Below are 21,887 nucleotides of genomic sequence, written 5' to 3'. Positions count from 1 at the left end.
AAAAGACAAAACTCAACATTTTATGGGGCAATTGGCGCTCTTATGATTACAAAACACCCTATTAAGCGATTTTATTAGCATCTTTATATTCAACCTGTATGCATAGATACGCTATTAAGCGCCCACGCGACGAATTTAATTTCAGTTTTAGAATTTTAGCTCGGTTTTTATAGATAATATGCCTTTTAGTGTAGTTTGCGGGCACAGCCGCATTTGCTGTTGCATAATTGTAAAATGCAGCGTAATTCTTAGTGATGATTAAGTGAGCCAGCTCTCATTACTTAGACCACAAATTTAGTAAGTAAATTACAGAATAAGGCCATCAACTACGATTACCTTCGGCTTTAAGCCACAAATAAGTAGTAAAATTACACAAATTATGGGCTTTTTTGACACAGATCAAATTCCAGATCTTGCTTACTTTGATACAATTTTGCTATCGAAAATAGCAGGTAGATGTTGTGGTTAAGAACAACAAAATAAGCGGCCAAAGTATTACCAACACCAATTTTCATCATTGCCAATTTTTTTGTTTCTTTCATATTTCTTTAATACAGTTAATCACTACAATTTTGAACTTTAGCTGCATACTGTTATTTCACACTTTATACTCACTATCCTTATATGTTGTTCGTCCCATTGAGACGATTATCGCGAGTGAGAAGGATCTCAGGCTTAACACACATAGTTAAGCATCTGCGGTTTACCGGTTTTTATATTTGTTTTTGAGGAAACTATGTCTAGTAACAACCACCAGTCTCAAGACGAAGAACTGAGCTATTCAGAAGCGCACCGCCCGGCTTCTGAGTTTGAAACTCGTTCCGACTACTTAGACCACGAACTAAAAATCATGAAGCCTCGTCGCTGGGGCTTAAATTTGCCAGGTCGTGACTTCCGCTTCGAATGGGAAGATTTGGTGCCAGCCATTGCCGGTACTATTGGTATTATTGCGATGTACTCTGCGGTAATGATGGCCTGGGCTGATGGCTTAACCGAGCGTTGGGACCACATCAACCTAGGTACTGAGTTTGCGATTGAAGTAGCGCGTGTAGAAATGCTTATCCCTGCGTTACTGTTCTGTGTATTGGCATCGGGAATATTCAATCCACGGGCTAACCTTGCGGGTAACCACGGCCCAATGATTCCATTGATTGGCGCAATCGCTTTAGCGGGTGCCCACCCACTTGCCCTAGCAATTTTGTTAGGTGTATTTGGTTTACTGCTTAGCTTCTTTAAAGGTGGTTCTAAACTGGTGAACTTAACCAGTGAAGGTGTTGCTGGCGGCTTACTGGTATTCCTTGGCTTTGGCGGCACGATGTCGATGATCGGTGACATCCAGTCTTGGTCTAAGGGGCTAGAATCAGTTGACGCAGGTATTGCTGCAGGTGAGATGGGTTACGTTGGCTTAGTAGTATTAGCCGCTACCATCGTACTTTACGCATTCTTGGCAAAAATTGGTAAACGTTGGTTAGCGATTCCAGCTTGTGCGGTTATGGGCCTTGCAATTGCTTTAGCCTTTGGCGCTGGTTTTGACCTTACCTTTAAGACCGAAATGGGCTTACCTAACTTAAACCCAGTTTACTGGTGGGGTTCTACTGAACAAGGTTGGCAGCTAGGTTTACCTAACGCAGAACACTTTATTGCTTCGTTACCATTTGCAATTTTAGCGGTAGCAATGTGGTCACCAGACTTCCTTGGCCACCGTATTTTCCAAGAACTAAACTACCCACGCGGTACTGACAAAGTATTAATGGATGTTGATGACACCATGACAACCTGTTCAGTTCGTCAAATCGTAGGTACTGCTGTAGGTGGTGGTAACATCACATCTAGCTGGGGTACTTACATGATCCCTGCTGCTATTGCTAAACGCCCTATTCCTGGCGGCGCAATTTTGCTTGGTTCATTATGTATCATCATTGCAATACTTGGCTTCCCAATGGATGTTGCAGTATGGCCTCCAGTAATGAAGATTGCTTTATTAGTAGGCGTGTTCTTACCGCTACTAGAAGCAGGCATGCAAATGATTAAAGACACCAAAGATTCACAATCTGCTGGTATCTGTATCTTTGCAGCAGCAGTAACTAACCCGGTATTGGCTTGGGCTCTAACTATGTTGCTTGATAACAATGGTCTAATCGGCGATAAAGAACGTCCGAAAAAACTATCTCTTGTAGACCGTATTGTTATCCCTGCAACCGTATTGTTGATTTGTTTTATCGCCATGATGGCGGTAGGTATGTTGGAAGGTAAATACGGCATTCCAGCATTGTTATAGTTTTAAATTTTTACCTCTTGGAACAGGCGCTATACTTGTTCCAAGGGAACTAGATAGTAGCTCTTTAGCTATCTGTTAAACCATAGAATATTCATTTGTATACCAACTTATAGGTGGGACAAAAAATGGCAGAGAAGAACGATGTTTTTGCTAGTGCTTGGACTGGTTTTAAAACCGGCGAATGGCAAAATGAAGTTAACGTTCGTGACTTTATTCAAACTAACTACACTCCATATGAAGGCGATGAGAGCTTTCTAGCTGGAGCAACCGAAGCTACGGATCAGCTTTGGGACAAAGTTATGGAAGGCATTAAAGAAGAAAACCGCACTCACTCGCCGGTAGACTTCGATACTTCAGTAATCTCAACCATCACCGCTCACGATGCTGGTTACATTAACCAAGATTTAGAGCAAATTGTTGGTCTACAAACTGAAGCGCCACTAAAACGTGCGATTATCCCTAACGGCGGTATTCGTATGATTGAAGGTTCTTGTAAAGCTTACGATCGCGAATTAGATCCAATGGTAAGCAAGATTTACACTGACTACCGTAAAACCCACAACCAAGGTGTATTTGACGTTTACACTGGCGCTATCATGAAGTGTCGTAAGTCAGGTGTACTAACTGGTTTGCCAGATGCTTATGGCCGTGGTCGTATTATTGGTGATTACCGTCGCGTAGCACTTTACGGTATCGACTTCTTGATGGCTGACAAAGTTAAGCAGCACCGTTCTTTAGAAGGTGACTTTGTAAACGGTTCTGACCTAGCTTCTACGATGCAGCTTCGCGAAGAAATCAGCGAACAGCACCGTGCACTAGGCCAAATTAAAGAAATGGCAGCTAAATACGGCTGTGATATTTCTCGCCCAGCTGAAAATGCAAAAGAAGCAGTACAGTGGACTTACTTCGGCTACCTAGCTGCAGTTAAATCGCAAAACGGCGCTGCAATGTCGTTTGGTCGTACTACTACTTTCTTAGATGTGTACATTGAGCGCGATATCGCTGCTGGCACACTAACAGAAGACGAAGCGCAAGAATTAGTAGACCACCTAGTAATGAAGCTACGTATGGTTCGTTTCCTACGTACGCCTGAATACGATGATTTGTTCTCTGGTGACCCAATCTGGGCAACTGAGTCTATCGGTGGTATGGGTACTGACGGTCGTACACTAGTAAGCCGTACAGCCTTCCGTTTCTTGAATACGCTATACACAATGGGGCCTTCTCCAGAGCCGAACATTACTGTTCTATGGTCTGAGCAACTACCTATTAACTTCAAGAAATACTGTGCCAAGGTATCTATCGATACTTCATCTATCCAGTATGAAAACGATGACCTAATGCGTACTGACTTCGACAACGATGACTACGCAATTGCTTGTTGTGTATCGCCAATGGTTGTTGGTAAACACATGCAGTTCTTCGGCGCTCGCGCTAACTTAGCTAAAACCCTTCTATACGCAATAAACGGCGGCGTAGATGAGAAGCTTAAGATCCAAGTTGGCCCTAAATCTGACAAGATCACTGACGAAGTTCTAAGCTATGACGACGTAATGGGTCGCCTAGACACCTTTATGGATTGGCTAGCAGAGCAATACGTGACCGCACTAAACTGTATTCACTACATGCACGACAAGTACAGCTACGAAGCTTCATTAATGGCACTTCACGATCGTGACGTTCGCCGTACAATGGCTTGTGGTATTGCTGGTCTATCGGTTGCTGCTGACTCATTGTCTGCTATCAAATTTGCTAAAGTTAAGCCTATTCGTGACGAAGACGGTATTGCTACCGACTTTGAAATTGAAGGTGATTACCCTAAATTTGGTAACAACGACGACAAAGTAGATGATATTGCTGTTGACCTAGTAAACCGCTTCATGACTAAGATACGTAAGCTTAAAACTTACCGTGACGCGATTCCTACTCAGTCAGTTCTTACTATTACTTCTAACGTTGTTTACGGTAAGAAAACAGGTACTACTCCAGATGGTCGTAAAGCAGGTGCTCCATTCGCTCCTGGTGCTAACCCAATGCACGGCCGTGATGAGAAAGGTGCAGTAGCCTCATTAACATCAGTAGCTAAACTGCCATTTGCTAACGCACAAGACGGTATCTCTTACACCTTCTCTATCGTGCCAAATGCACTAGGTAAAGATGACGATACTCAGAAGTCTAACTTAGCTGGCTTAATGGACGGTTACTTCTACCACAACGCTGACGTTGAAGGTGGTCAACACTTAAACGTAAACGTAATGAACCGTGAAATGTTGGTTGATGCGATGGAAAATCCTGAGAAATACCCTCAGCTTACCATCCGTGTATCGGGTTATGCAGTACGCTTTAACTCGCTAACACCAGAGCAACAACAAGACGTAATTACTCGTACTTTCACACAAAGTATGTAATTGAACGTTAAGTAGTTCTGCTTAGCAGAGACTACGGTTATAATTAACCTTGCCCAAGTTTTTGGGCAAGGTTTTTTTTTGGAGAAACAAATGTCAAAGATTGGGCGAATTCATTCTACTGAGTCTTGCGGAACCGTTGATGGACCAGGGATCAGGTTTATTGTATTTATGCAGGGTTGCTTAATGCGCTGCCAATATTGCCATAACCGTGATACTTGGGATTTACACGGTGGCAAAGAAGTCAGCGTTACCGAACTAATGAGTGACCTTACCCCCTATCGACGTTTTATGAATGCCAGTGGTGGTGGCGTAACTGCCAGCGGTGGTGAAGCAATTCTGCAAGCTGAATTTGTGCGGGACCTATTCCGAGAATGCCAAGCGCAAGGTATTCATACCTGCTTAGACACTAACGGATATGTACGCAAACATACCGATGTTATTGATGAGCTATTAGATGTCTCTGATTTAGTCATGCTCGACATTAAGCAAATCCACGATGACGTGCACCAAGACCTCGTAGGTGTTAGCAATAAACGTACTCTAGACTTTGCCCGTTACTTACACAAAGTTGGCCAAAAAACCTGGATCCGCTATGTAGTTGTGCCCGGCTTCACCGATGATGAAAAGTCTGCCCATGACTTAGGTGAGTTTTTAGCCCCGTTCGACAATGTAGAAAAAATTGAGCTCTTGCCTTATCACGAACTAGGCAAGCACAAATGGACAGCCATGGGTGAAAACTACCCGCTTGCAGGTGTTAAACCACCTAGTAAAGACACCATGGAAACCATAAGCGGTATACTAAAACAGTACCACGATAAAGTTATTTATTAATGGCACTGCGAGATTAAGCCTTAGATGATTATCTGCCCAATTTGTCAGCACTCTTTAAGCCTGCAAGATAAACAATGGTCCTGCGACAATGGCCATTGTTTTGATCAAGCAAAAGAAGGTTATACCAACCTGCTGGCGGTTCAACACAAACACTCAAAACAACCTGGCGACAGCAAAGCGATGCTGCAAGCAAGGCAAAACTTTCTCAATCAAGGACATTTTGAGTTTTTGGCAAACGCTATAAACCAAGTCATCAGCCAATATTCTGTCCAAAGTATTGTTGATCTGGGTTGTGGAGAGGGTTACTACACCCAAGCAATTCAAAGACAACAGAGTAACACAAACCCTGTGATAGGCATTGATATTGCGAAAGACGGCATTCGCATGGCCGCTAAGCGCTGTAAGCAGGCGCAATTTTTTGTCGCCAGCAACCATCGCCTGCCCATTGCCGATAACAGTATCGACTTTACGGTGAGAGTATTTGCGCCTAGTGATAACCAAGAGTTATTACGCATCAGTAAGGCTAAGTCTTACTTACTTAAAGTAGTCCCTGGGGCTATGCACTTATCTAAACTTCGTACTCTGTTGTACAAAGATCTTCAAGCTCACTCGGAGCAAGCCGAAGCTATGGCAGGTTGGCATTTATTGGAACAACAAAAAATCGCCCAAACAAGCCGCTTAAACCAAGCAGATATGAACGCATTATGTATGATGACACCCTTTGCATGGAAGAAAAACAAAGAGTTGGAACAGCATCTTGAACTAAGTGATAAGTTCGAAATGGACTTTGAATTTGTATTACAATTATATCAGCGAGACTGATCGCTAAAATCGTCAGTTAACACAAAACTCTTATCAAAACGTTTGAAAGCTTTTCGCAACAAATCTGCTAACTCTGCATAACGAGGTTGAGTAACAGCGGGGGCAATACTCTCACCAGCCTCGGCCAACTTGTGATGTAAGTCACGATACCAAGTAGCAAGGCTTGGTGGAAGTTGCGAATTTGCACGACGCCCCAACCAATACAAACCATGTAAAGGCATTAAAAAGATCACCATCGCCATCATTACAGATTGTGGTAATATTTCAGTCAAATTAGCCATGTACGGCATCATTACCGTAACCACAGCAATCGCAGGCATGGTTTTCATCGCTAGTGAAGTAGCAAAAATAACACGATTCTCAGGAAAGATAGGGGCCAGTACACGCTGATTAGGCCAGCGTTTCATGTATTCACGACCATCATTTAACATTTCAGAGAATTTGCCCATGGGCACCTCAACACTCAAAATTGACTTAAACCAATAAACTTGTAATTTTTTTACATTATTAGCTAGTTATTAGTATGACATATATGAATAGAATTTGCTTTCGGTTATCATTACCCCGGCAAACGGTTTCATATAGATCAGCTTATTTGTTAAGTGTAGCTTGATTGAGACCAAGGCACTAGGTCAAATCTAATTTGCCTTAGTCAGAGACTGAAAATCTGAAACGAAAAACGTGTCTCGCAATGCCCGACGTTTTTTCTTTCACTGTCTATAATTGAACAAATTCAACAACAGGTGTCTATAAATGAGCAACAAGCTGGTACTCGTTCTTAACTGTGGTAGCTCTTCACTTAAATTTGCAGTTCTTAATGCGTTAAGTGGCGAAGAGATTATTTCTGGTTTAGCAGAATGCTTTAATTTGGAAGATGCGCGCCTTAAATGGAAAGCGCAAGGTGAGAAAAACGAATCAAGCCTAGGTGCTTATGCATCTCACCGCGAAGCCATCGAATTCATCGTTAAAAATATTCTTGAAGCTAACCCAGAAATCTTAAACGACATCGTTGCAATTGGTCACCGCGTTGTTCATGGCGGTGAAAAATTCACCAAATCAGCAATCATTGATGAAGCGGTTGTAGAAGGTATCGAAGCCTGTTCTGGTCTTGCGCCTTTACATAACCCTGCGGCTTTAATCGGTATTCGAGCAGCTCAAGCTTGTTTCCCTAAACGTCCACACGTTGCGGTATTTGACACGGCTTTCCACCAAACTATGCCAGAAAGCTCATACTTGTACGCGCTACCTTACAAGTTATACCGCGAAAAAGGCATCCGCCGTTACGGCATGCACGGTACCAGCCACTTATTTGTATCTCGTGAAGCTGCGGCCGTGTTAGAACAGCCAATCGAACAAACTAACGTTATTACCGCTCACCTAGGTAATGGCGCTTCAATTTGTGCAGTTAAAAACGGTAAGAGCTTTGATACCAGCATGGGCTTAACTCCGTTAGAAGGTTTGGTAATGGGTACCCGCAGTGGCGACATTGACCCAGCCATTATCTTCCACCTTGTTGATCGCGAAGGTTACACCCTAAAAGAAGTAAACAACATGCTGCACAAGCAGTCTGGTTTAATGGGCTTAACCGAAGCAAGCAGTGATTGTCGTTACGCCGAAGACGGTTATGGCGAAGGTAAAGAACCAGCGATTCGTGCGATGAACGTATTCACCTACCGCCTAGCGAAAAGCATTATGTCTTACGCAGCCTCAATGGACGGTAAATTAGACGCCTTAGTATTTACCGGTGGTATTGGTGAAAACTCAGCGCTAGTTCGTAAACTTACTATCGAAAAGCTAGCCCTATTAGGCTTTAGCTTAGATGAGCAAGCAAACTTGGATGCACGTTTTGGTAATTCAGGTAACATTGGCACTAGCTCAAGCCGTCCAATCTTAGTTATTCCAACTAACGAAGAGATGGTAATTGCACAAGATGCAGTGGCGTTAACTCAAGCTTAATGCAGATTCTTATCAAGGCTGAGTAATACTCAGCCTTGTTCTATCACTTAACTTAAGAGGTACAGCCGTGGCTCGTACAATTATGTTAATCCCAGTTGGCGTTGGTGTTGGTGTAACATCCGTCAGCCTTGGTATGGTTCGCGCTATGGAACGTAATGGCGTAAACGTGAACTTTTTCAAACCTATCGCGCAGCCTAAAACGCGTGAGAAAGGTGCCGAACGTTCTACCGCTATTATCCGTCAAGCTTCAAACATTATTCCTCCAGAGCCTTTCACCCAGGCTTACGCAGAAAACCTCATCAGTGCCAACCAAATCGACGATTTACTCGAAGGCATTGTAGCGCGTTTTAACTCTGCAACTTCTGGGGCTGAAATTGTAGTAGTTGAAGGCTTAGTACCTACCTCAGAGTCGCCTTATGCAACCAATGTGAACTACGGTATTGCCAAGGCATTAGACGCTGACATGGTGTTTGTGACTAATCCGGGTAGCGATACTTCTCAGCAGCTAAAAGAGCGCATGGAAATTGCCTGTAACAACTTTGGCGGCTTGAAGAACAAACGCATTATTGGCTGCATTATTAACAAAGTTGGCGCGCCAATCGACGAGCACGAAATTACTCGTCCAGATCTGACCGAAATGTTCGATAACAAATCAGATCATTCAACCAACCTTGAAGTACTGCAAATGTTTGGCAAAAGCCCATTGCGTATCTTAGGTTGTGTACCTTGGAATGCACCGCTTGTTGCACCTCGTGCCCGAGACTTAGCTAACCACTTAAATGCCACCATCATTAATGAAGGTGACATGGATACCCGCCTAGGTCGCGTAACCTTCTGTGCGCGCAGTATTCCAAACATGGTTGAGCACTTTAATGCAGGCAGCTTGTTGGTAACGTCTGGCGACCGTTCAGACGTGATTGTATCGGCCTGTCTAGCAGCCATGAACGGCGTTAAGATTGGTGCCCTACTGCTTACTGGCGGTTACCAACCAGAGCCACAAGTACTTAAGTTATGTGAAGGTGCATTTGCTACAGGCTTGCCTGTTATGCTTATCAATTCAAATACTTGGCAAACTTCATTAGCGCTTCAAAGCTTTAATGCTGAAATCCCAGTAGATGACTCTCAACGCATCGAACTAGTACAAGATTACGTAGCTGGTCACATCGACAAACATTGGATTGAATCGCTGACTGCTATTTCAGCTCGCGCCCGTCGTTTATCGCCACCAGCTTTCCGTTACCAGTTAACCGAAATGGCACGCAACGCTAACAAGCGTATCGTGTTGCCAGAAGGCGAAGAGCCGCGCACTATCGCTGCTGCAGCTATCTGTGCCGAACGCGGTATTGCTCGCCCAGTATTGCTAGGTAACCCTGACGTTATTCAGCGTACTGCAAGTCAGCAAGGTGTTGTACTTGGTGAGAATGTGGAGATCTTCAACCCTGAAGAGATCCAAGGCAAATACGTTGCGCCAATGGTAGAGCTGCGTAAAGGCAAAGGCCTTACCGAAGTTGTTGCCAAAGAGCAATTAGAAGACAACGTAGTACTGGGTACTATGATGTTAGCCAACGAAGAGGTAGACGGTTTGGTATCTGGCGCGGTTAACACCACAGCCAACACCATTCGCCCACCGCTGCAGTTAATTAAAACCGCACCGGGCTACAACTTAGTAAGCTCTATCTTCTTTATGCTGCTACCTGACCAAGTATTGGTTTATGGTGACTGTGCGATTAATCCAGACCCAAGCGCAGAGCAATTGGCAGATATTGCCATTCAATCTGCGGAGTCTGCAGTTGCCTTTGGTATCGAGCCACGTGTTGCTATGATTTCTTACTCTACCGGCAGCTCAGGCTCTGGTTCAGACGTAGAGAAAGTGCGTGAAGCTACCAAAATTGCTAAAGAGCGTCGCCCTGAGCTAATCATTGATGGTCCGCTTCAGTACGATGCAGCAATCATGGAAAACGTTGCTAAAAGCAAGGCGCCTAACAGCCCTGTAGCAGGTAAAGCTACCGTGTTTATCTTCCCAGATTTGAACACCGGTAACACCACCTACAAAGCTGTACAACGTAGTGCCGACCTAATCAGTATTGGTCCTATGCTGCAAGGCATGGCTAAACCTGTGAACGATTTGTCACGTGGTGCATTGGTAGACGACATTGTTTACACCATCGCACTAACTGCAATTCAAGCAGGCCAAAGCAAGTAAGCTTATTATTAAGCAATAAAAAAGCCGATCTAGCGATCGGCTTTTTTGTGTCTGTTGATTAGATAGCTAAATAGCTAAACCAATAAGTAAGCCCTTTTCTTGCCATACTTTTACTTTAACACCGTCTACTTCTAGCTCTTTTTTCTTGGTGATATTTAGCCATTCTTCGGGTAACTTGGCTTGATAAAAAGTGTGTATTTGCAAGCTTTGGCGATTTCTTACTTTTAACTGTGCGGCAATTCGGCCGTCAATGCTGCAGTAGCGCCCACCGATTAGCTCCCACTTTTCCTTGTCTAATCGCTGCGATTGAATCAGCTTAAAATCTAAACGATTAAGGTGCTTTTGAATGTCGTTAATTGATGAAGACATAACTTCCATTTGCATCTGGCTGTTATGGTTATAAGCAATTTCTTTCGAAATAGCGGAATAATTAATGCCGGCAAAAAATGCCAAGTAGACAGTCACGGCCAACACACAAGAAACCGCCGTCGCCCAAGCCCATTGGCTTCCATCAAATTGCTTACTTCTGGCTAGGCCCTGCAATTTATTTACTTGTTTCTTAGAAAGCTGCAGCTCTTGAAAGTAATCTCGAGTTAGCTGCTTAAAGCTGCCATCTTGCGCACTAAAGCTCATCCTAAGAGACCTCCTCAATCAAGTGACCAAACTCATCACTTAAACGCTTTTTCAAGCGGGAAACTCTGGATAACAATGTGCCGCGGGCCACGCCGCTAGTGGTAGCAATTTCTTGAATGCTAAAGCCTTCTACCGCCCACAAATATAAAAGTTCGCGCTCATCTTCAGACAAACGTTCCATTACCAAGCCCACATGCTGCTGGTCAATAAGCAACAGCTCCATATCTTGTAGGCTCTCTTCCACAATAGTAGCGTCAATATACTGGTCTTCATCCACCACCAACTCGAGCTTCTTACGGCGAAAGTTGTCGATAAATTCGTTGCGAATCACTCGCATCATAAAGGGTTTAAGAGGTTCTGGCGGAGGATCTTTTTGCAGCACTTTTTCGCAACAGCTTTGCAATAGGTCATAGGCCTGCTCACTATTGTGGCATAGTGAAAAACTATAGCGATATAACTGGTTAAGCAGCGCGTCCGAAAATACCGGCCGGGCCTTACGTTTAAACAATTTCAGCATGCTATCTTACTGCTAACTATCCAGCAGACATTCCTTTGTTATTCAAGTAACTCGGCGCTTTCGCGCCGAACAAGCTATCACTTACTCACTGCACGGTTAAACAAGTAGTAAGACCTCACTCTGAGCAACATGTCTTGCAAACTAAAGCGGTTTCCTCCACCCAGTTTTGCTAACACTATGGCTGCCGCAGCTAAAGCAAACTCTCGTTTAACTCCGTTCAAGTTCTTAATCAGTGACTTATCGATAGAGAACTTCTGAAGCATAAACCAAATCATCACTAATACGCAGGCTACAGCTCCCATTTTTAGAGTTTTACCATGAGCAAAAATGAAAATTAGGCCCAAAACCAATAAAACCAGCTGATGAGTAGCGAAACTGGGAATTTTTGCATAACCTGCGAAAAAGCCAGCCACGATAAAAGTCACACCTAAGGAGAAGCGTAACAACAAGCCTAAAGTTTGCCAGTCTTGTGTTTTTGTACTCACCAAACCACGCTTACTACGCAGGCGTTCATCGATGCTTAACGCACCAGCTCCTAGGTTAAACAACACAAACATCATGCCCGAAAGGCTAATATCCCTAATCTGCACAAATATCGCTGGTGAAGTATAAGTGCTTACACCTACCGATGCACCAGGTACGGTATCAACGGGTAGCGAAACCACAAAGGTCCACAGCAAAAATCCGTAAAATAAGGCCAATGGCCTAACTAAAAAACCTGCAGCCAAAGCAACACCCGAAAATAACTCAAAAGCAGATAAGGTGGTTAGAAATGCCCAAGGGCTTAAGAATCCAGCAGAAAACAAATAATCTTGAAATAACTCATTAATATAACCCGTGGCTCCCATGTAGTTGGCCACCATTGCTGCTTCAGCACTTGGGTCTAACAACAAGCTTAGTTTTGAGCTACCACCAATAATAAACACTAAACCTAAGCCTACTCGCAACCACAAAGCTGCGTTGTCTAATTGTTTTGGTTCCATCTTTTTCCCTTTCCATTAATGACTTTGCTTAGCAGTAACGAATCAGCAGCGGCTTTGATTGCAGCTTTCTCAACTATTTTTTATTTTGTCACTAGTAAGTAGAAATTTATGTAGGGCTATAGAAGCCGGAAGGTAGAGAAGTGATAGAGCTTACAAATAATTTACCGCTAACAGTTTTCAGTAGAATGCAACTATTAAAATACCACCACAAATCATCGCTTCTTTTTTAGACAACAGAAAAAAGTCATATAAAACAATAAGATATTAATAAACAGTGGTTTCATACACACTTTAATCCACAGAATGTGTGGATAAGAAAATCAAAACACAACAGTTATGCACAGAGGTAGACAATTATTGAGCTCTGAATAACTATTTATTCACATTTAACTTGCTTACTCTTCATCTATTGGTACTTTATGTGTTAATGCCTGAATTTGATGGGCTACGCCAACCGCTTCTTCTACGTCTAGCAAAACAGCGATCCCCTGCCCCTCTTCTTGGTCAAACTCAGCCACCGCGCTAATGGTATTTAAAATAGGTTTGGCTAGGTGGCTCTCTACCACAAACAGCAATACGTCCCGCTGCGCTTCTAAATTCAAACCAAAAAAGGTCTTTTTGCGATGTACTCCTTCACCTCGCGCATTGTTAATTACCGTTGCACCAGTCGCGCCTGCAGCGCGAGCAGAATCTAGCACCAAGGTGGTTTTTTGGTCATCAACAAAGGCAAGAATCAATTTAAATTTCATCGTCATCTCCTGACAAACTAGAACTTGCTAAGAAACTAGTGACTTGCGCATAAGCAAGCACCGAAATGATTGGAAATAAGCTGGCAAAAGCAATTAAGCCAAAACCATCAAGCAAAGGGCTGCGCCCAGGTACTGATTCAGCTAAACCTAAACCTAGCGCGGTAACTAAGGGCACTGTAACCGTGGACGTTGTCACCCCACCGCTATCATAAGCCAAGGGGATAATCGCTTTGGGTGCAAACAGGGTTTGAATAACAACCAGTATATAGCCGGCAATAATGTAGTAATGCAGCGGGTCACCTACCACTATCCGGTAACTGCCTAAGGCTAAGCCTAGCGCCACACCAATCGCCACCGAGATCCGCAAACCTCCTATGGATACCGCACCGCCAGACACGCCATTGGCTTTTATCGCAACGGCTAAAAGGGAGGGCTCAGCGATAGTGGTACTAAAACCGATTGCCGCTGAAAACAAGTAAATCCAGGCATAAGCGGCCCAGTGTTCAGAGGCGATATACACCGAAGATTCTTCTAAGCCCAAAAACTCCGCGCTGGTGAGTTGCTTCGCCATAGATTGTCCCAGAGGAAACAAGGCCTGCTCCAAGCCCAGTAAAAACAGCACCATGCCCAGCACAACAAAAGCAGTACCTAACAACAACTGTTTTGGCTGGTTAATTGGCCTTTTAATAACTAAGTATTGAAACACCAATATAGTCACCACAATGGGGAAAATATCTCCCAAGGTAGCAAATAGAGTTTCTAAAAACCTTACGCTTGCGCTAATCAATAGACTATCCCGTAAAGCATCACAAACATCATTGGCGTTAGCGAAGCTAAAGCAATTAAACCAAAACCATCGAGCAAGGGATTACGGCCTTTAATGGCCGATGCCAAACCTACCCCTAAGGCAGTCACTAGCGGTACAGTAATGGTTGAGGTAGTTACCCCGCCGGAGTCATAGGCAATGCCAATTATTTCTTGTGGGGCGAACATGGTTAGCAACACAATTAGCATGTAACCGCCAATAATAATTAGATACAGTGGCCAGCCTTTTATAATTCGCACTACACCAATCACAATGGCTAAGCCAACGGCAAAGGCCACGCTTAGGCGCAACCCTGCAGCATACTCCTGCATGCTAGTTTCGGTATTTTCGATGTGTTTTGCTTCAGCGGCGACTTCAGCGGCTTCTTTAGCTACCGCCACCAGCGCCGGTTCGGCGATGGTAGTGCCAAAGCCTAAGCAAAATGCAAAACTTAGCAATGCCAATAAACTGCCTTTGTTAGCAAAGGCATGGGCGAGGTTTTCACCTATGGGAAACAAGCCTAACTCTAGGCCCATTACAAAAAAGCTTAAGCCAACTATCACCATTACCGCGCCAGCCAAAATACTCAAAACATTGGGCAAACTACTGTCGAGTACTCCCCATTGAAAAAACAGCACAACTACAACGATGGGCGAGATATCGCGAAGACTTTTAAGTAACGAAGAAAACAGGTGAGAAAAACGAAACCCCATATACGCTCCTTGTATTAAACCTTTGAATCAAAGGCTTAATACAAGCTTAGCAGAGCGTTAGTTTTCGCTTAGGTGCAAAGGCTAATAAAGGGCTAAATTGTGATATTTGTAGTTAGATTTGGTTTTGGAATATCAGTACTTTTAAACCATCATCGAGGCTTTTTTCTTGGACTGTGGCTGGCCTTTCTAGAGTTTCAAGCCACTTAAGCTGCGGCGCTTCACTCGCGACTGCATCCAACAAAAAGTCTCGGCTTAACCAAGGCGCATTTAAACACAGCATTGCTATACCGTTTTCACTTAACAAACTAGGTAGCTGGCGAATGATACGTGGGTAGTCTTTTTCTACTAAAAAGCTGCCTTTTTGCATCGACGGTGGATCGGCAATCACCAACTCATAAGGACCATGTTTACGCAGCTTACCCCAAGACTTAAACAAATCATGACCAAAAAAGCGCGCCTTTTTGTCATCTAACTGATTAAGACGCAAGTTATCGCGACCAACACTTAGCGCAGCTTTGCTCATATCAATATTCACCACCGACTTAGCACCGCCTGCAATGGCTGCCACGGCAAAGCCACAAGTATAAGAGAATAGATTAAGTACTTGCTTAGCCTCGGCATGCTGCTTCACCCACTCACGCCCTTTGGCCATATCCAAGAAAATGCCAAAGTTTTGATGGGTGCCTACTTCAACCTTGTAACGCAATCCAAGCTCACTCACCTCGGTAGGTGTTTGCTCACAACCCCATAAGTGATTCACCGGTGCCATGGCTTGGTCTCGCTGTTGCAAAAATATACCTTCAACCAAAGGTTCTGCACTTAGCTGCTGAACTAATTGATTAATTAGCTCATCACTTAAAGGGGCATAAGCAACAATCAACATTACCGGTGGCAGCCATTCAATGTTGAATGACTCAGCCCCTGCTATGCAGTGGCCACGGCCATGCACCGCGCGTAAGGCTTGTTGATTAAGTACAGGCAACTCAAGCTTCATCTACAGGTTCACTCTTTTTCTTTAGTTCGTCAGGGTGGCTAAGGATACGCGAGAACCAGTGTCCACTGTTACTCGATTCCAAACCAATTTTAATAATCATGGTCAGCGGCACCGACAACAACATACCTACACTGCCAAACAACCATCCCCAGAAGATTAACGACAGCACCACCACCAGAGAAGAAAGGCCTAAACCTTTGCCCATAATGCGCGGCTCTACAACATTGCCCATCACCAAGTTTACCGACACATAAAGGCCGGCAACCGCTAAGGCCTGACTAGGCCCCAGCTGCAATAAGGCCAGTAATACTGGCGGAATAGCCGCAATCAGTGAGCCCACGTTAGGAATGTAATTAAGCAAAAAGGCCAAAATCCCCCACAGGATTGCATAGTCTAAATCCAACAGGCTAAGCACAATGGTGATGGGAATAGCGGTAAACAAGCTAATTAAGGTTTTAACGGCAATGTAGCTATTTACCGCTTTAAGAAATTTATTCACCTGAGACATTCGCACGCCGGGATTATGAATGGCGTCGTGCATTCGCTGCGGCATGGTATCGGCTTCAAGCAACATAAAAATGGTAACCAGCAATATAATGAAAATATTGGCTGCGGCACCGCTTAAGCCAGTTAAGGTATTAGCAAACAAACCTAAAATAATCCCAGGGTCGAAGTAGTCGGTCACCACGCCCATCGACAGTTCAATATCAAATCGTGCGGCAAACTCGGTTAAACCGGCCAGTTGCACCAATAATTGTTCTCGATATATGGGAATTGATGCTCGAAAGTCGCTAATAGAACTGCCTACAACGCCTGCTAGCAGCAAGATTAAACACACAATCAGCATTAATACCAAGAACACCGACAGCACTCGAGGGATCCGAAGGCGAGTTAAAAAATTAACAATGGGACTAGCGATGATGGCAATAAACATCGACATTAAAAACGGAATTAATACCGGTGTTGCAGCTTTAAGCCCAGCCAACAAAACCACTAAAGCAGCCGCGGTTACCAAGCCATGGCGCATTGAGGTGGGTTGATTCACCACTCACTCCTAGAAATAACTGATTATGCTCAGCAGTTTAGCTTGCATAAGCGCTGGCGAAAAGGCTAAATAAAATTGAAACGTAAACAGGAGCAACCAGATGTTTTACTTATGCAGCCTTGGCAGCAACATTCAACCACATGAACATCTGCCCGCCGCGCTGTGCCAACTAAGTGAACGCTTGCACACTCTCACCATTAGCTCGTTTATTGAAACCACACCTTGGGACATGCAAACTGAGCATAAATTTGTCAATGCCCTTGGCTGGTTTGAATCTAAGCAAAGCCCCAGCCAACTAAAGCAATTTTTTAATCAGCTTGAAGCTAGGCATGGGCGTAACCGCAGCGATCCGCTCTCTAGCGCTAAAGACAGAAGTCTAGACATTGATTTAATTGGGCCGGTAGAACAACAAGCTGCCCTAGCCTATTTAGAGATAGATCCCTTTTTGCATTTGTTACAACAACAACTGTTTGCAACACCGGCTAAAACGCTCGCTGATGCCCTAGCAATAAACCTGCAGCTTAGCCCAGAGCGCTGCTTACCATTGGGTGAGCGACCTACCACCATCCACTTTAATTGAACAACCGGTTAAGTATTCATTATTAATTAGCAATTTTATGGTTTGCCACACAGGCTCTATGCCGCCCTCTTTGGCTAAGGGTGTTTGTGCCAATACTCGATCACGGTGCTGCTGATCATGTTCTTCTAAAAACAACATTGGCCCAGGTTCTATTCCATTCACCCTTACCTCGGGTGCCCAATGGCAGGCATAGGCTTTAAGCATGTTAGCCAAACCCGCTTTTGAGGCGCAGTAAGAGCGAAACTTAGCATGGGGTTGCTGAGCATAAATATCGCTCATCACCACCACGCAACCCTTAGCCTTACGCAAGGCTGGATACATGCATTCGTTAATCAGCTTTGGCGCTAACATATGCACCGCATACATGGCATCAAAAAAATTGGCTTGCTCCGCGGGGCTATGGCTTGGCTCATCACTCACAAATAGCGAGGCGTTATGAATCAATACATCCAGGCTTTCACACTCACTTGGTAAACGTTCAACAAAGCTTAATAGCTGGTCACGTCGGCTAAAATCGGCTTGTATTAGAATTACACCTAGCTCTCTTAGCTCGGCTAGCTCTGCGCGCTCACTTCGATATTGACCGATAACCCGATAACCTAAGCCAACAAACTGATGTGCAAGAAAAAAACCTAAACGCCGACCGACTCCCGTAATCAAAACCGTCTTCATCTTGCTTCCCATCCCCAAAAACTCTGCTATTGTTAACTAAATCAAAGAGTAACATGGCTAGCCCTGACAAGGACTGCTCAAAATTATGAAAATACTACTTACCGGTGGAACTGGCTTCATCGGCAGCCGCTTAGTAAAACATCTTCAATTTAGTCATGAACTGACGATATTGTCACGCAACCCGATTAAGGCTTACCAAAAACTAGGCCACAATTTACTGGCGATTCCTTCCCTTAAAGATCTCAACAACCTTAACGAATATGATGCTGTTATTAACCTAGCTGGCGAACCCATTGCCAACAAACGTTGGAGTGAACAACAAAAAAAGCGCATTTGCGATAGTCGCTGGGTCTTGACCGAACAACTAGTTGAGCTATTTGCCCAAAGTGACCAGCCACCTCAAACCTTCATCAGTGGCAGCGCCATTGGCTATTATGGTGAACAAGGCCAACAAGATGTAGACGAAGCCAGCATTATTGAAGACGACTCCTTCCCTCACCAAGTTTGTAAAACTTGGGAGCAAATCGCACTAAAAGCGGCGAATGAAAATACCCGCGTTTGTGTATTACGCACCGGAGTTGTTATTGGCATAGAAGGTGGAGCTTTGGCTAAAATGCTGCCAGCCTTTCGCCTAGGTTTAGGCGGCCCTGTGGCTAATGGGCAACAGCAAATGTCGTGGATTCATATCAGCGACATGGTTGACGCGATTATATTTTTGCTCAATCACCAGCAGTGCCACGGCGCTTACAATCTAACCTCGCCAAACCCAGTAACTAATCAGCAGTTTAGCCAAGCACTTAGCAAGCAACTCAACCGCCCTTGTGTGTTTCGCGCCCCAGCTTGGGTGCTAAATACTGCCATGGGTGAAATGGCCAGCCTAATCACTGGTGGACAAAAGGTATTGCCTAAGCGACTCAGTAACGAAGGTTTTAACTTTCGCTACAAAGAGCTAGACCACGCCTTCAAAGAAATATTGCTACGCCGCTAGCGCCAAAAGCCTATAGATAAATAACAATAAGCCCAGTTAAGCTGGGTTTGTGTTGTTTTTTCAACGCGAAATACTGTGGGCCTTATAAGTAGTTCTCACCAATTGAGTAAGCCACGGTTTGGCTAATAGCTGCCAAGGGCAAGCTACTTTGTAACTGCCAGCCGTTAAACACTTCTTGCACCGCTTTTAGCCCTTTTATGCTGGTTGGCGCTTTGTTCACCACACCACGATTAACTAAATAGGCCACCACATCGTTAGACAAAATAAAGGTGTCTTTACCCATGCGGCGCAAGGCATAAGACGCTGAGTTACCACCTAGGCGTGCACCTTGTTTTTTAAGCAATAACCATAAACCCACAATGTCGTCGCTTGGCCACTGAGCCACGAACTTGCCAAAGCTGCCATGCTCTTTAGCTAGATCTAGAATCATTTGAGCATTGTGAGGCACGGTTATAATTTTTTGCCGATTACGAATAATGCTGGCGTCGTTACATAAGCGCTCAATGTGGCTGTCATCCAACATCAGCATTTTCTCTGGGTCAAAATCGAAGAAAGCTTGTTCAAAATTAGGCCATTTATCTTCCACTACTCGCCACACAAAGCCAGATTGGAAGATGGTTTTAGTAAAAGCCGACAACCAACGGTCATCGCTTATACCTGCTAAATGTTCGCTACTTAAAGGCGTGCTAAGTAAGTGCTGCAAGGCTGCGTCACCACCTTTTCGCTCAGCCGCTCGTTGCCAAATAGAAGAAAAGTCTTCAACCACAATCAATCCTTATTTATAAAATCAGAAGATGCCTAAGCGAGAAATAATACTAAACCGTTTTGGAGCTACAGGCTAAAGCCTTTAGTTAGCCATTTCATCAGCAACAAGCATAGCGCCTCACCACGACTGATTCGACCACACTGACAAAAATATTTAACATTAGAAATTTGTAACATAAAAGCGTTATAGTTTTCATAAACCTAAATGAAGATAGCGAAATATGCCCAGCAAACTTAAACATGAATTTGAGTTTGAGCCAGACTACGGATACACCCTAAGCCAACTTAAAGCGCTGCGCCCTAATGATCGGCCCAGAGGCTTTAAAAGCTTTTGGCAAAACAAGTATCAACATGCTCTGCAAATTAGGCCCGATGTCGCTATTCAAGATTGCCACCAAGACTCGCCAAACTGGCGCATTTTTAAGTGCTATTACAACTCAACTAAGCAAATGCGTTGCGGCGGCTGGTTGCTGCTTCCCCACTCGGGTGTAATAAGCCAAGCCATCATTAGCGCCCACGGTTATGGCAGTATAGAGCAAGTAGACTGCCAAGTGCCGCTTGCCAATACAGCAGTATTAATGCCTTGCTCACGGGGCATAGGCCTAAGTGCCAAAGCGCCAATTTCAGACAACCCAATGTGGCACGTATTACATAACATTCAAGATAAAGAACGCTACATCATTGGCGGTTGTGTTCAAGATTTATGGTGTGGTGTCAGTGCCTTGCTGCGCCTGTTTCCACAAGTTGCCGACAGAATAGGTTTAATGGGCAGTAGCTTTGGTGGCGGGCTAGGTATATTCGCTAGCGCCTTTGACCCACGTATTCAGCGTGCTCATTTTCATGTTCCTACCTTTGGCAATGTGGCGCTGCGTTTAAAGCTGGCTACCCATGGCAGTGGCAAGGCATTACAAGACTTTTACCAACAGCAACCAAAACTCGCCTTAAGCACCCTGCGCTACTTTGACTCAGCTACAGCAGCTACTTATTTAAACTGCCCTAGCCATTGGGCGTTAGCTCTGTTCGACCCATTTGTCGCGCCGCCGGGGCAATTCTCAGCCTACAACAATGCCCCTAAACCTAAGCAGTTAGCCGTGCTAAGAGCCGGACATTTCGAGTACCCCGAACAACAGCAACAGCGCGAACAACTTAATCAACAACTCAGTGAGTTTTTTGGTGAACTAAGTAAGTATGAATAGAGAATATCATCGTTGGTGGAGCCCTAACCTGCACCGCGATATGGAGCTATTGGTATTTGGCCATGCGGGCGCCAAAGTGCTGGTGTTTCCCACTCGTGGCGGGCGTTTTTATGAATACGAAAACCTAGGGCTAGTTAACTCAATCGCCCACAAAATTAATGCTGGGCAACTGCAATTATATTGCGTAGACAGCATAGACATAGAAAGCATGTACTGCTTTTGGGCCCACCCTGCTGGGCGTATTCAACGCCACCAGCAATACGAAGAATACATACTGCGCGAAGTACTGCCCTTAATGGCGCAAAAAAATGATCACCCTTGTACCATTTCTCACGGCTGTTCACTGGGTGCTTTTCATGCCGCCAATATAGTATTTCGCCACCCTCACCTGTTCAACAAACTAGCCGCGTTTTCTGGCCGTTTCGACCTCACTTGGCAGGTAGAATCTTTTAGTGATTTATTCGAAGGCTTTTATGATGACAGCGTATATTTCCACACACCTACTCATTATCTGGTTAACCTAAACTGCCCCCAGCGCTTAGCTGCACTGGCCAATACCGACTTACTGTTTATTATTGGTAATCAGGATCCCTTCCTGCAAAACAATCACGCCCTAAGCCATATTCTTAACCAAAAAGGCTTAAATCATAGAATGATCGAATGGGAAGGCCGTGCTCATCGCGGGCGCTATTGGCGACAAATGGTGCCGCTGCATCTATAAAAGAGCACTATCTCTAAACACGAAAACT

At 44.4% G+C, this 21,887-nt stretch carries 21 protein-coding genes; 10 read left to right on the top strand and 11 right to left on the bottom strand.

Features of this window, described 5'->3' with window-relative positions; translation table 11 throughout:
- Positions 1-736 precede the first annotated feature (736 nt).
- The 4 genes from G6R11_RS07375 (at position 737) to G6R11_RS07360 (ending at position 6,339) form a co-directional block, all read left to right on the top strand.
- A complete protein-coding gene (locus G6R11_RS07375; RefSeq protein WP_163132420.1) occupies positions 737-2,278 on the top strand; it encodes a DUF3360 family protein in 1,542 nt (513 codons plus the stop codon).
- A gap of 125 nt (positions 2,279-2,403) precedes the next feature.
- Positions 2,404-4,686 (top strand): formate C-acetyltransferase, encoded by a 2,283-nt coding sequence (pflB, locus tag G6R11_RS07370; RefSeq protein WP_163132419.1) that lies wholly within the window; start codon positions 2,404-2,406, stop codon positions 4,684-4,686.
- 90 nt (positions 4,687-4,776) lie between these two features.
- A complete protein-coding gene (gene pflA / locus G6R11_RS07365) occupies positions 4,777-5,517 on the top strand; it encodes a pyruvate formate lyase 1-activating protein (protein ID WP_163132418.1) in 741 nt (246 codons plus the stop codon).
- Between the two features lie 24 nt (positions 5,518-5,541).
- Positions 5,542-6,339: a putative RNA methyltransferase gene (locus tag G6R11_RS07360; protein ID WP_163132417.1), complete on the top strand. Its 798-nt coding sequence runs from the start codon at positions 5,542-5,544 to the stop codon at positions 6,337-6,339.
- Here G6R11_RS07360 and yfbV read toward each other — a convergent pair.
- On the bottom strand, positions 6,327-6,788 hold the full coding sequence (gene yfbV, locus G6R11_RS07355) for a terminus macrodomain insulation protein YfbV (RefSeq protein ID WP_163132416.1): 462 nt from the start codon (positions 6,786-6,788) through the stop codon (positions 6,327-6,329). The two genes, G6R11_RS07360 and yfbV, sit on opposite strands and share 13 nt — an antisense overlap.
- A gap of 304 nt (positions 6,789-7,092) precedes the next feature.
- Between yfbV and G6R11_RS07350 the strand changes: the two genes are divergently transcribed.
- Together G6R11_RS07350 and pta are read left to right on the top strand one after the other, a co-directional pair.
- On the top strand, positions 7,093-8,295 hold the full coding sequence (locus G6R11_RS07350; RefSeq protein ID WP_163132415.1) for an acetate kinase: 1,203 nt from the start codon (positions 7,093-7,095) through the stop codon (positions 8,293-8,295).
- 67 nt (positions 8,296-8,362) lie between these two features.
- Positions 8,363-10,498 (top strand): phosphate acetyltransferase, encoded by a 2,136-nt coding sequence (pta, locus tag G6R11_RS07345; RefSeq protein WP_163132414.1) that lies wholly within the window; start codon positions 8,363-8,365, stop codon positions 10,496-10,498.
- Between the two features lie 66 nt (positions 10,499-10,564).
- Here the strand turns inward: pta and G6R11_RS07340 are convergent, their stop codons facing one another.
- The 8 genes from G6R11_RS07340 to G6R11_RS07305 form a co-directional block, all read right to left on the bottom strand.
- Entirely contained in the window at positions 10,565-11,131 is a 567-nt protein-coding gene (locus tag G6R11_RS07340; protein ID WP_163132413.1) for a hypothetical protein, read from the bottom strand.
- A gap of 1 nt (position 11,132) precedes the next feature.
- Positions 11,133-11,648: an RNA polymerase sigma factor gene (locus G6R11_RS07335; protein WP_163132412.1), complete on the bottom strand. Its 516-nt coding sequence runs from the start codon at positions 11,646-11,648 to the stop codon at positions 11,133-11,135.
- 77 nt (positions 11,649-11,725) lie between these two features.
- The gene (locus tag G6R11_RS07330) at positions 11,726-12,631 is read right to left on the bottom strand and encodes a DoxX family protein (protein WP_163132411.1); all 906 of its coding nucleotides are present in this window, start codon (positions 12,629-12,631) and stop codon (positions 11,726-11,728) included.
- A 395-nt stretch (positions 12,632-13,026) separates the two neighbouring features.
- Entirely contained in the window at positions 13,027-13,380 is a 354-nt protein-coding gene (locus G6R11_RS07325; RefSeq protein ID WP_163132410.1) for a P-II family nitrogen regulator, read from the bottom strand.
- A complete protein-coding gene (locus G6R11_RS07320) occupies positions 13,370-14,167 on the bottom strand; it encodes a DUF1538 domain-containing protein (RefSeq protein WP_163132409.1) in 798 nt (265 codons plus the stop codon). The genes G6R11_RS07325 and G6R11_RS07320 overlap by 11 nt, the downstream gene beginning before the upstream one ends.
- Positions 14,164-14,898 carry a DUF1538 domain-containing protein gene (locus G6R11_RS07315; protein WP_163132408.1) on the bottom strand — a complete coding sequence of 245 codons (735 nt, stop codon included), beginning with the start codon at positions 14,896-14,898 and terminating at the stop codon, positions 14,164-14,166. Before G6R11_RS07315 ends, G6R11_RS07320 begins: the two co-directional genes overlap by 4 nt.
- Positions 14,899-15,010: 112 nt before the next feature.
- Positions 15,011-15,892, bottom strand: a complete 882-nt coding sequence (locus G6R11_RS07310) for a class I SAM-dependent methyltransferase (RefSeq protein WP_163132407.1) — start codon at positions 15,890-15,892, stop codon at positions 15,011-15,013.
- Positions 15,882-16,937 carry an AI-2E family transporter gene (locus tag G6R11_RS07305; RefSeq protein WP_163132406.1) on the bottom strand — a complete coding sequence of 352 codons (1,056 nt, stop codon included), beginning with the start codon at positions 16,935-16,937 and terminating at the stop codon, positions 15,882-15,884. Before G6R11_RS07305 ends, G6R11_RS07310 begins: the two co-directional genes overlap by 11 nt.
- Before the next feature lie 100 nt (positions 16,938-17,037).
- On the opposite strand from G6R11_RS07305, the gene G6R11_RS07300 reads away from it, so the two are divergent.
- Positions 17,038-17,517, top strand: a complete 480-nt coding sequence (locus tag G6R11_RS07300; RefSeq protein ID WP_163132405.1) for a 2-amino-4-hydroxy-6-hydroxymethyldihydropteridine diphosphokinase — start codon at positions 17,038-17,040, stop codon at positions 17,515-17,517.
- On the opposite strand, the gene G6R11_RS07295 is transcribed toward G6R11_RS07300, so the two are convergent.
- A complete protein-coding gene (locus G6R11_RS07295; RefSeq protein ID WP_163132404.1) occupies positions 17,476-18,189 on the bottom strand; it encodes an SDR family NAD(P)-dependent oxidoreductase in 714 nt (237 codons plus the stop codon). The two genes, G6R11_RS07300 and G6R11_RS07295, sit on opposite strands and share 42 nt — an antisense overlap.
- 85 nt (positions 18,190-18,274) lie before the next feature.
- Here G6R11_RS07295 and G6R11_RS07290 point away from each other — a divergent pair, with 85 nt between their 5' ends.
- Positions 18,275-19,177 (top strand): TIGR01777 family oxidoreductase, encoded by a 903-nt coding sequence (locus G6R11_RS07290; RefSeq protein WP_163132403.1) that lies wholly within the window; start codon positions 18,275-18,277, stop codon positions 19,175-19,177.
- Between the two features lie 82 nt (positions 19,178-19,259).
- Here the strand turns inward: G6R11_RS07290 and G6R11_RS07285 are convergent, their stop codons facing one another.
- Entirely contained in the window at positions 19,260-19,943 is a 684-nt protein-coding gene (locus G6R11_RS07285; RefSeq protein WP_205472659.1) for a DNA-3-methyladenine glycosylase I, read from the bottom strand.
- Between the two features lie 220 nt (positions 19,944-20,163).
- Between G6R11_RS07285 and G6R11_RS07280 the strand changes: the two genes are divergently transcribed.
- Together G6R11_RS07280 and G6R11_RS07275 are read left to right on the top strand one after the other, a co-directional pair.
- Positions 20,164-21,138 carry an acetylxylan esterase gene (locus G6R11_RS07280; RefSeq protein WP_163132402.1) on the top strand — a complete coding sequence of 325 codons (975 nt, stop codon included), beginning with the start codon at positions 20,164-20,166 and terminating at the stop codon, positions 21,136-21,138.
- Positions 21,131-21,859: an esterase family protein gene (locus G6R11_RS07275; protein ID WP_163132401.1), complete on the top strand. Its 729-nt coding sequence runs from the start codon at positions 21,131-21,133 to the stop codon at positions 21,857-21,859. The genes G6R11_RS07280 and G6R11_RS07275 overlap by 8 nt, the downstream gene beginning before the upstream one ends.
- Positions 21,860-21,887: the final 28 nt, after the last annotated feature.

It is taken from the genome of Agarivorans sp. Alg241-V36, from assembly GCF_900537085.1.
Classification (GTDB): Bacteria; Pseudomonadota; Gammaproteobacteria; order Enterobacterales; family Celerinatantimonadaceae; genus Agarivorans.
This window is presented reverse-complemented; position numbering and strand designations above follow the sequence as displayed.

Coding starts and splice junctions, on each gene's coding strand:
- G6R11_RS07375 (WP_163132420.1), top strand. CDS start 737: ATGTCTAGTAACAACCACCAGTCTCAAGACGAAGAACTGAGCTATTCA.
- pflB (WP_163132419.1), top strand. CDS start 2,404: ATGGCAGAGAAGAACGATGTTTTTGCTAGTGCTTGGACTGGTTTTAAA.
- pflA (WP_163132418.1), top strand. CDS start 4,777: ATGTCAAAGATTGGGCGAATTCATTCTACTGAGTCTTGCGGAACCGTT.
- G6R11_RS07360 (WP_163132417.1), top strand. CDS start 5,542: ATGATTATCTGCCCAATTTGTCAGCACTCTTTAAGCCTGCAAGATAAA.
- yfbV (WP_163132416.1), bottom strand. CDS start 6,788: ATGGGCAAATTCTCTGAAATGTTAAATGATGGTCGTGAATACATGAAA.
- G6R11_RS07350 (WP_163132415.1), top strand. CDS start 7,093: ATGAGCAACAAGCTGGTACTCGTTCTTAACTGTGGTAGCTCTTCACTT.
- G6R11_RS07340 (WP_163132413.1), bottom strand. CDS start 11,131: ATGAGCTTTAGTGCGCAAGATGGCAGCTTTAAGCAGCTAACTCGAGAT.
- G6R11_RS07335 (WP_163132412.1), bottom strand. CDS start 11,648: ATGCTGAAATTGTTTAAACGTAAGGCCCGGCCGGTATTTTCGGACGCG.
- G6R11_RS07330 (WP_163132411.1), bottom strand. CDS start 12,631: ATGGAACCAAAACAATTAGACAACGCAGCTTTGTGGTTGCGAGTAGGC.
- G6R11_RS07325 (WP_163132410.1), bottom strand. CDS start 13,380: ATGAAATTTAAATTGATTCTTGCCTTTGTTGATGACCAAAAAACCACC.
- G6R11_RS07315 (WP_163132408.1), bottom strand. CDS start 14,898: ATGGGGTTTCGTTTTTCTCACCTGTTTTCTTCGTTACTTAAAAGTCTT.
- G6R11_RS07310 (WP_163132407.1), bottom strand. CDS start 15,892: ATGAAGCTTGAGTTGCCTGTACTTAATCAACAAGCCTTACGCGCGGTG.
- G6R11_RS07300 (WP_163132405.1), top strand. CDS start 17,038: ATGTTTTACTTATGCAGCCTTGGCAGCAACATTCAACCACATGAACAT.
- G6R11_RS07295 (WP_163132404.1), bottom strand. CDS start 18,189: ATGAAGACGGTTTTGATTACGGGAGTCGGTCGGCGTTTAGGTTTTTTT.
- G6R11_RS07290 (WP_163132403.1), top strand. CDS start 18,275: ATGAAAATACTACTTACCGGTGGAACTGGCTTCATCGGCAGCCGCTTA.
- G6R11_RS07280 (WP_163132402.1), top strand. CDS start 20,164: ATGCCCAGCAAACTTAAACATGAATTTGAGTTTGAGCCAGACTACGGA.
- G6R11_RS07275 (WP_163132401.1), top strand. CDS start 21,131: ATGAATAGAGAATATCATCGTTGGTGGAGCCCTAACCTGCACCGCGAT.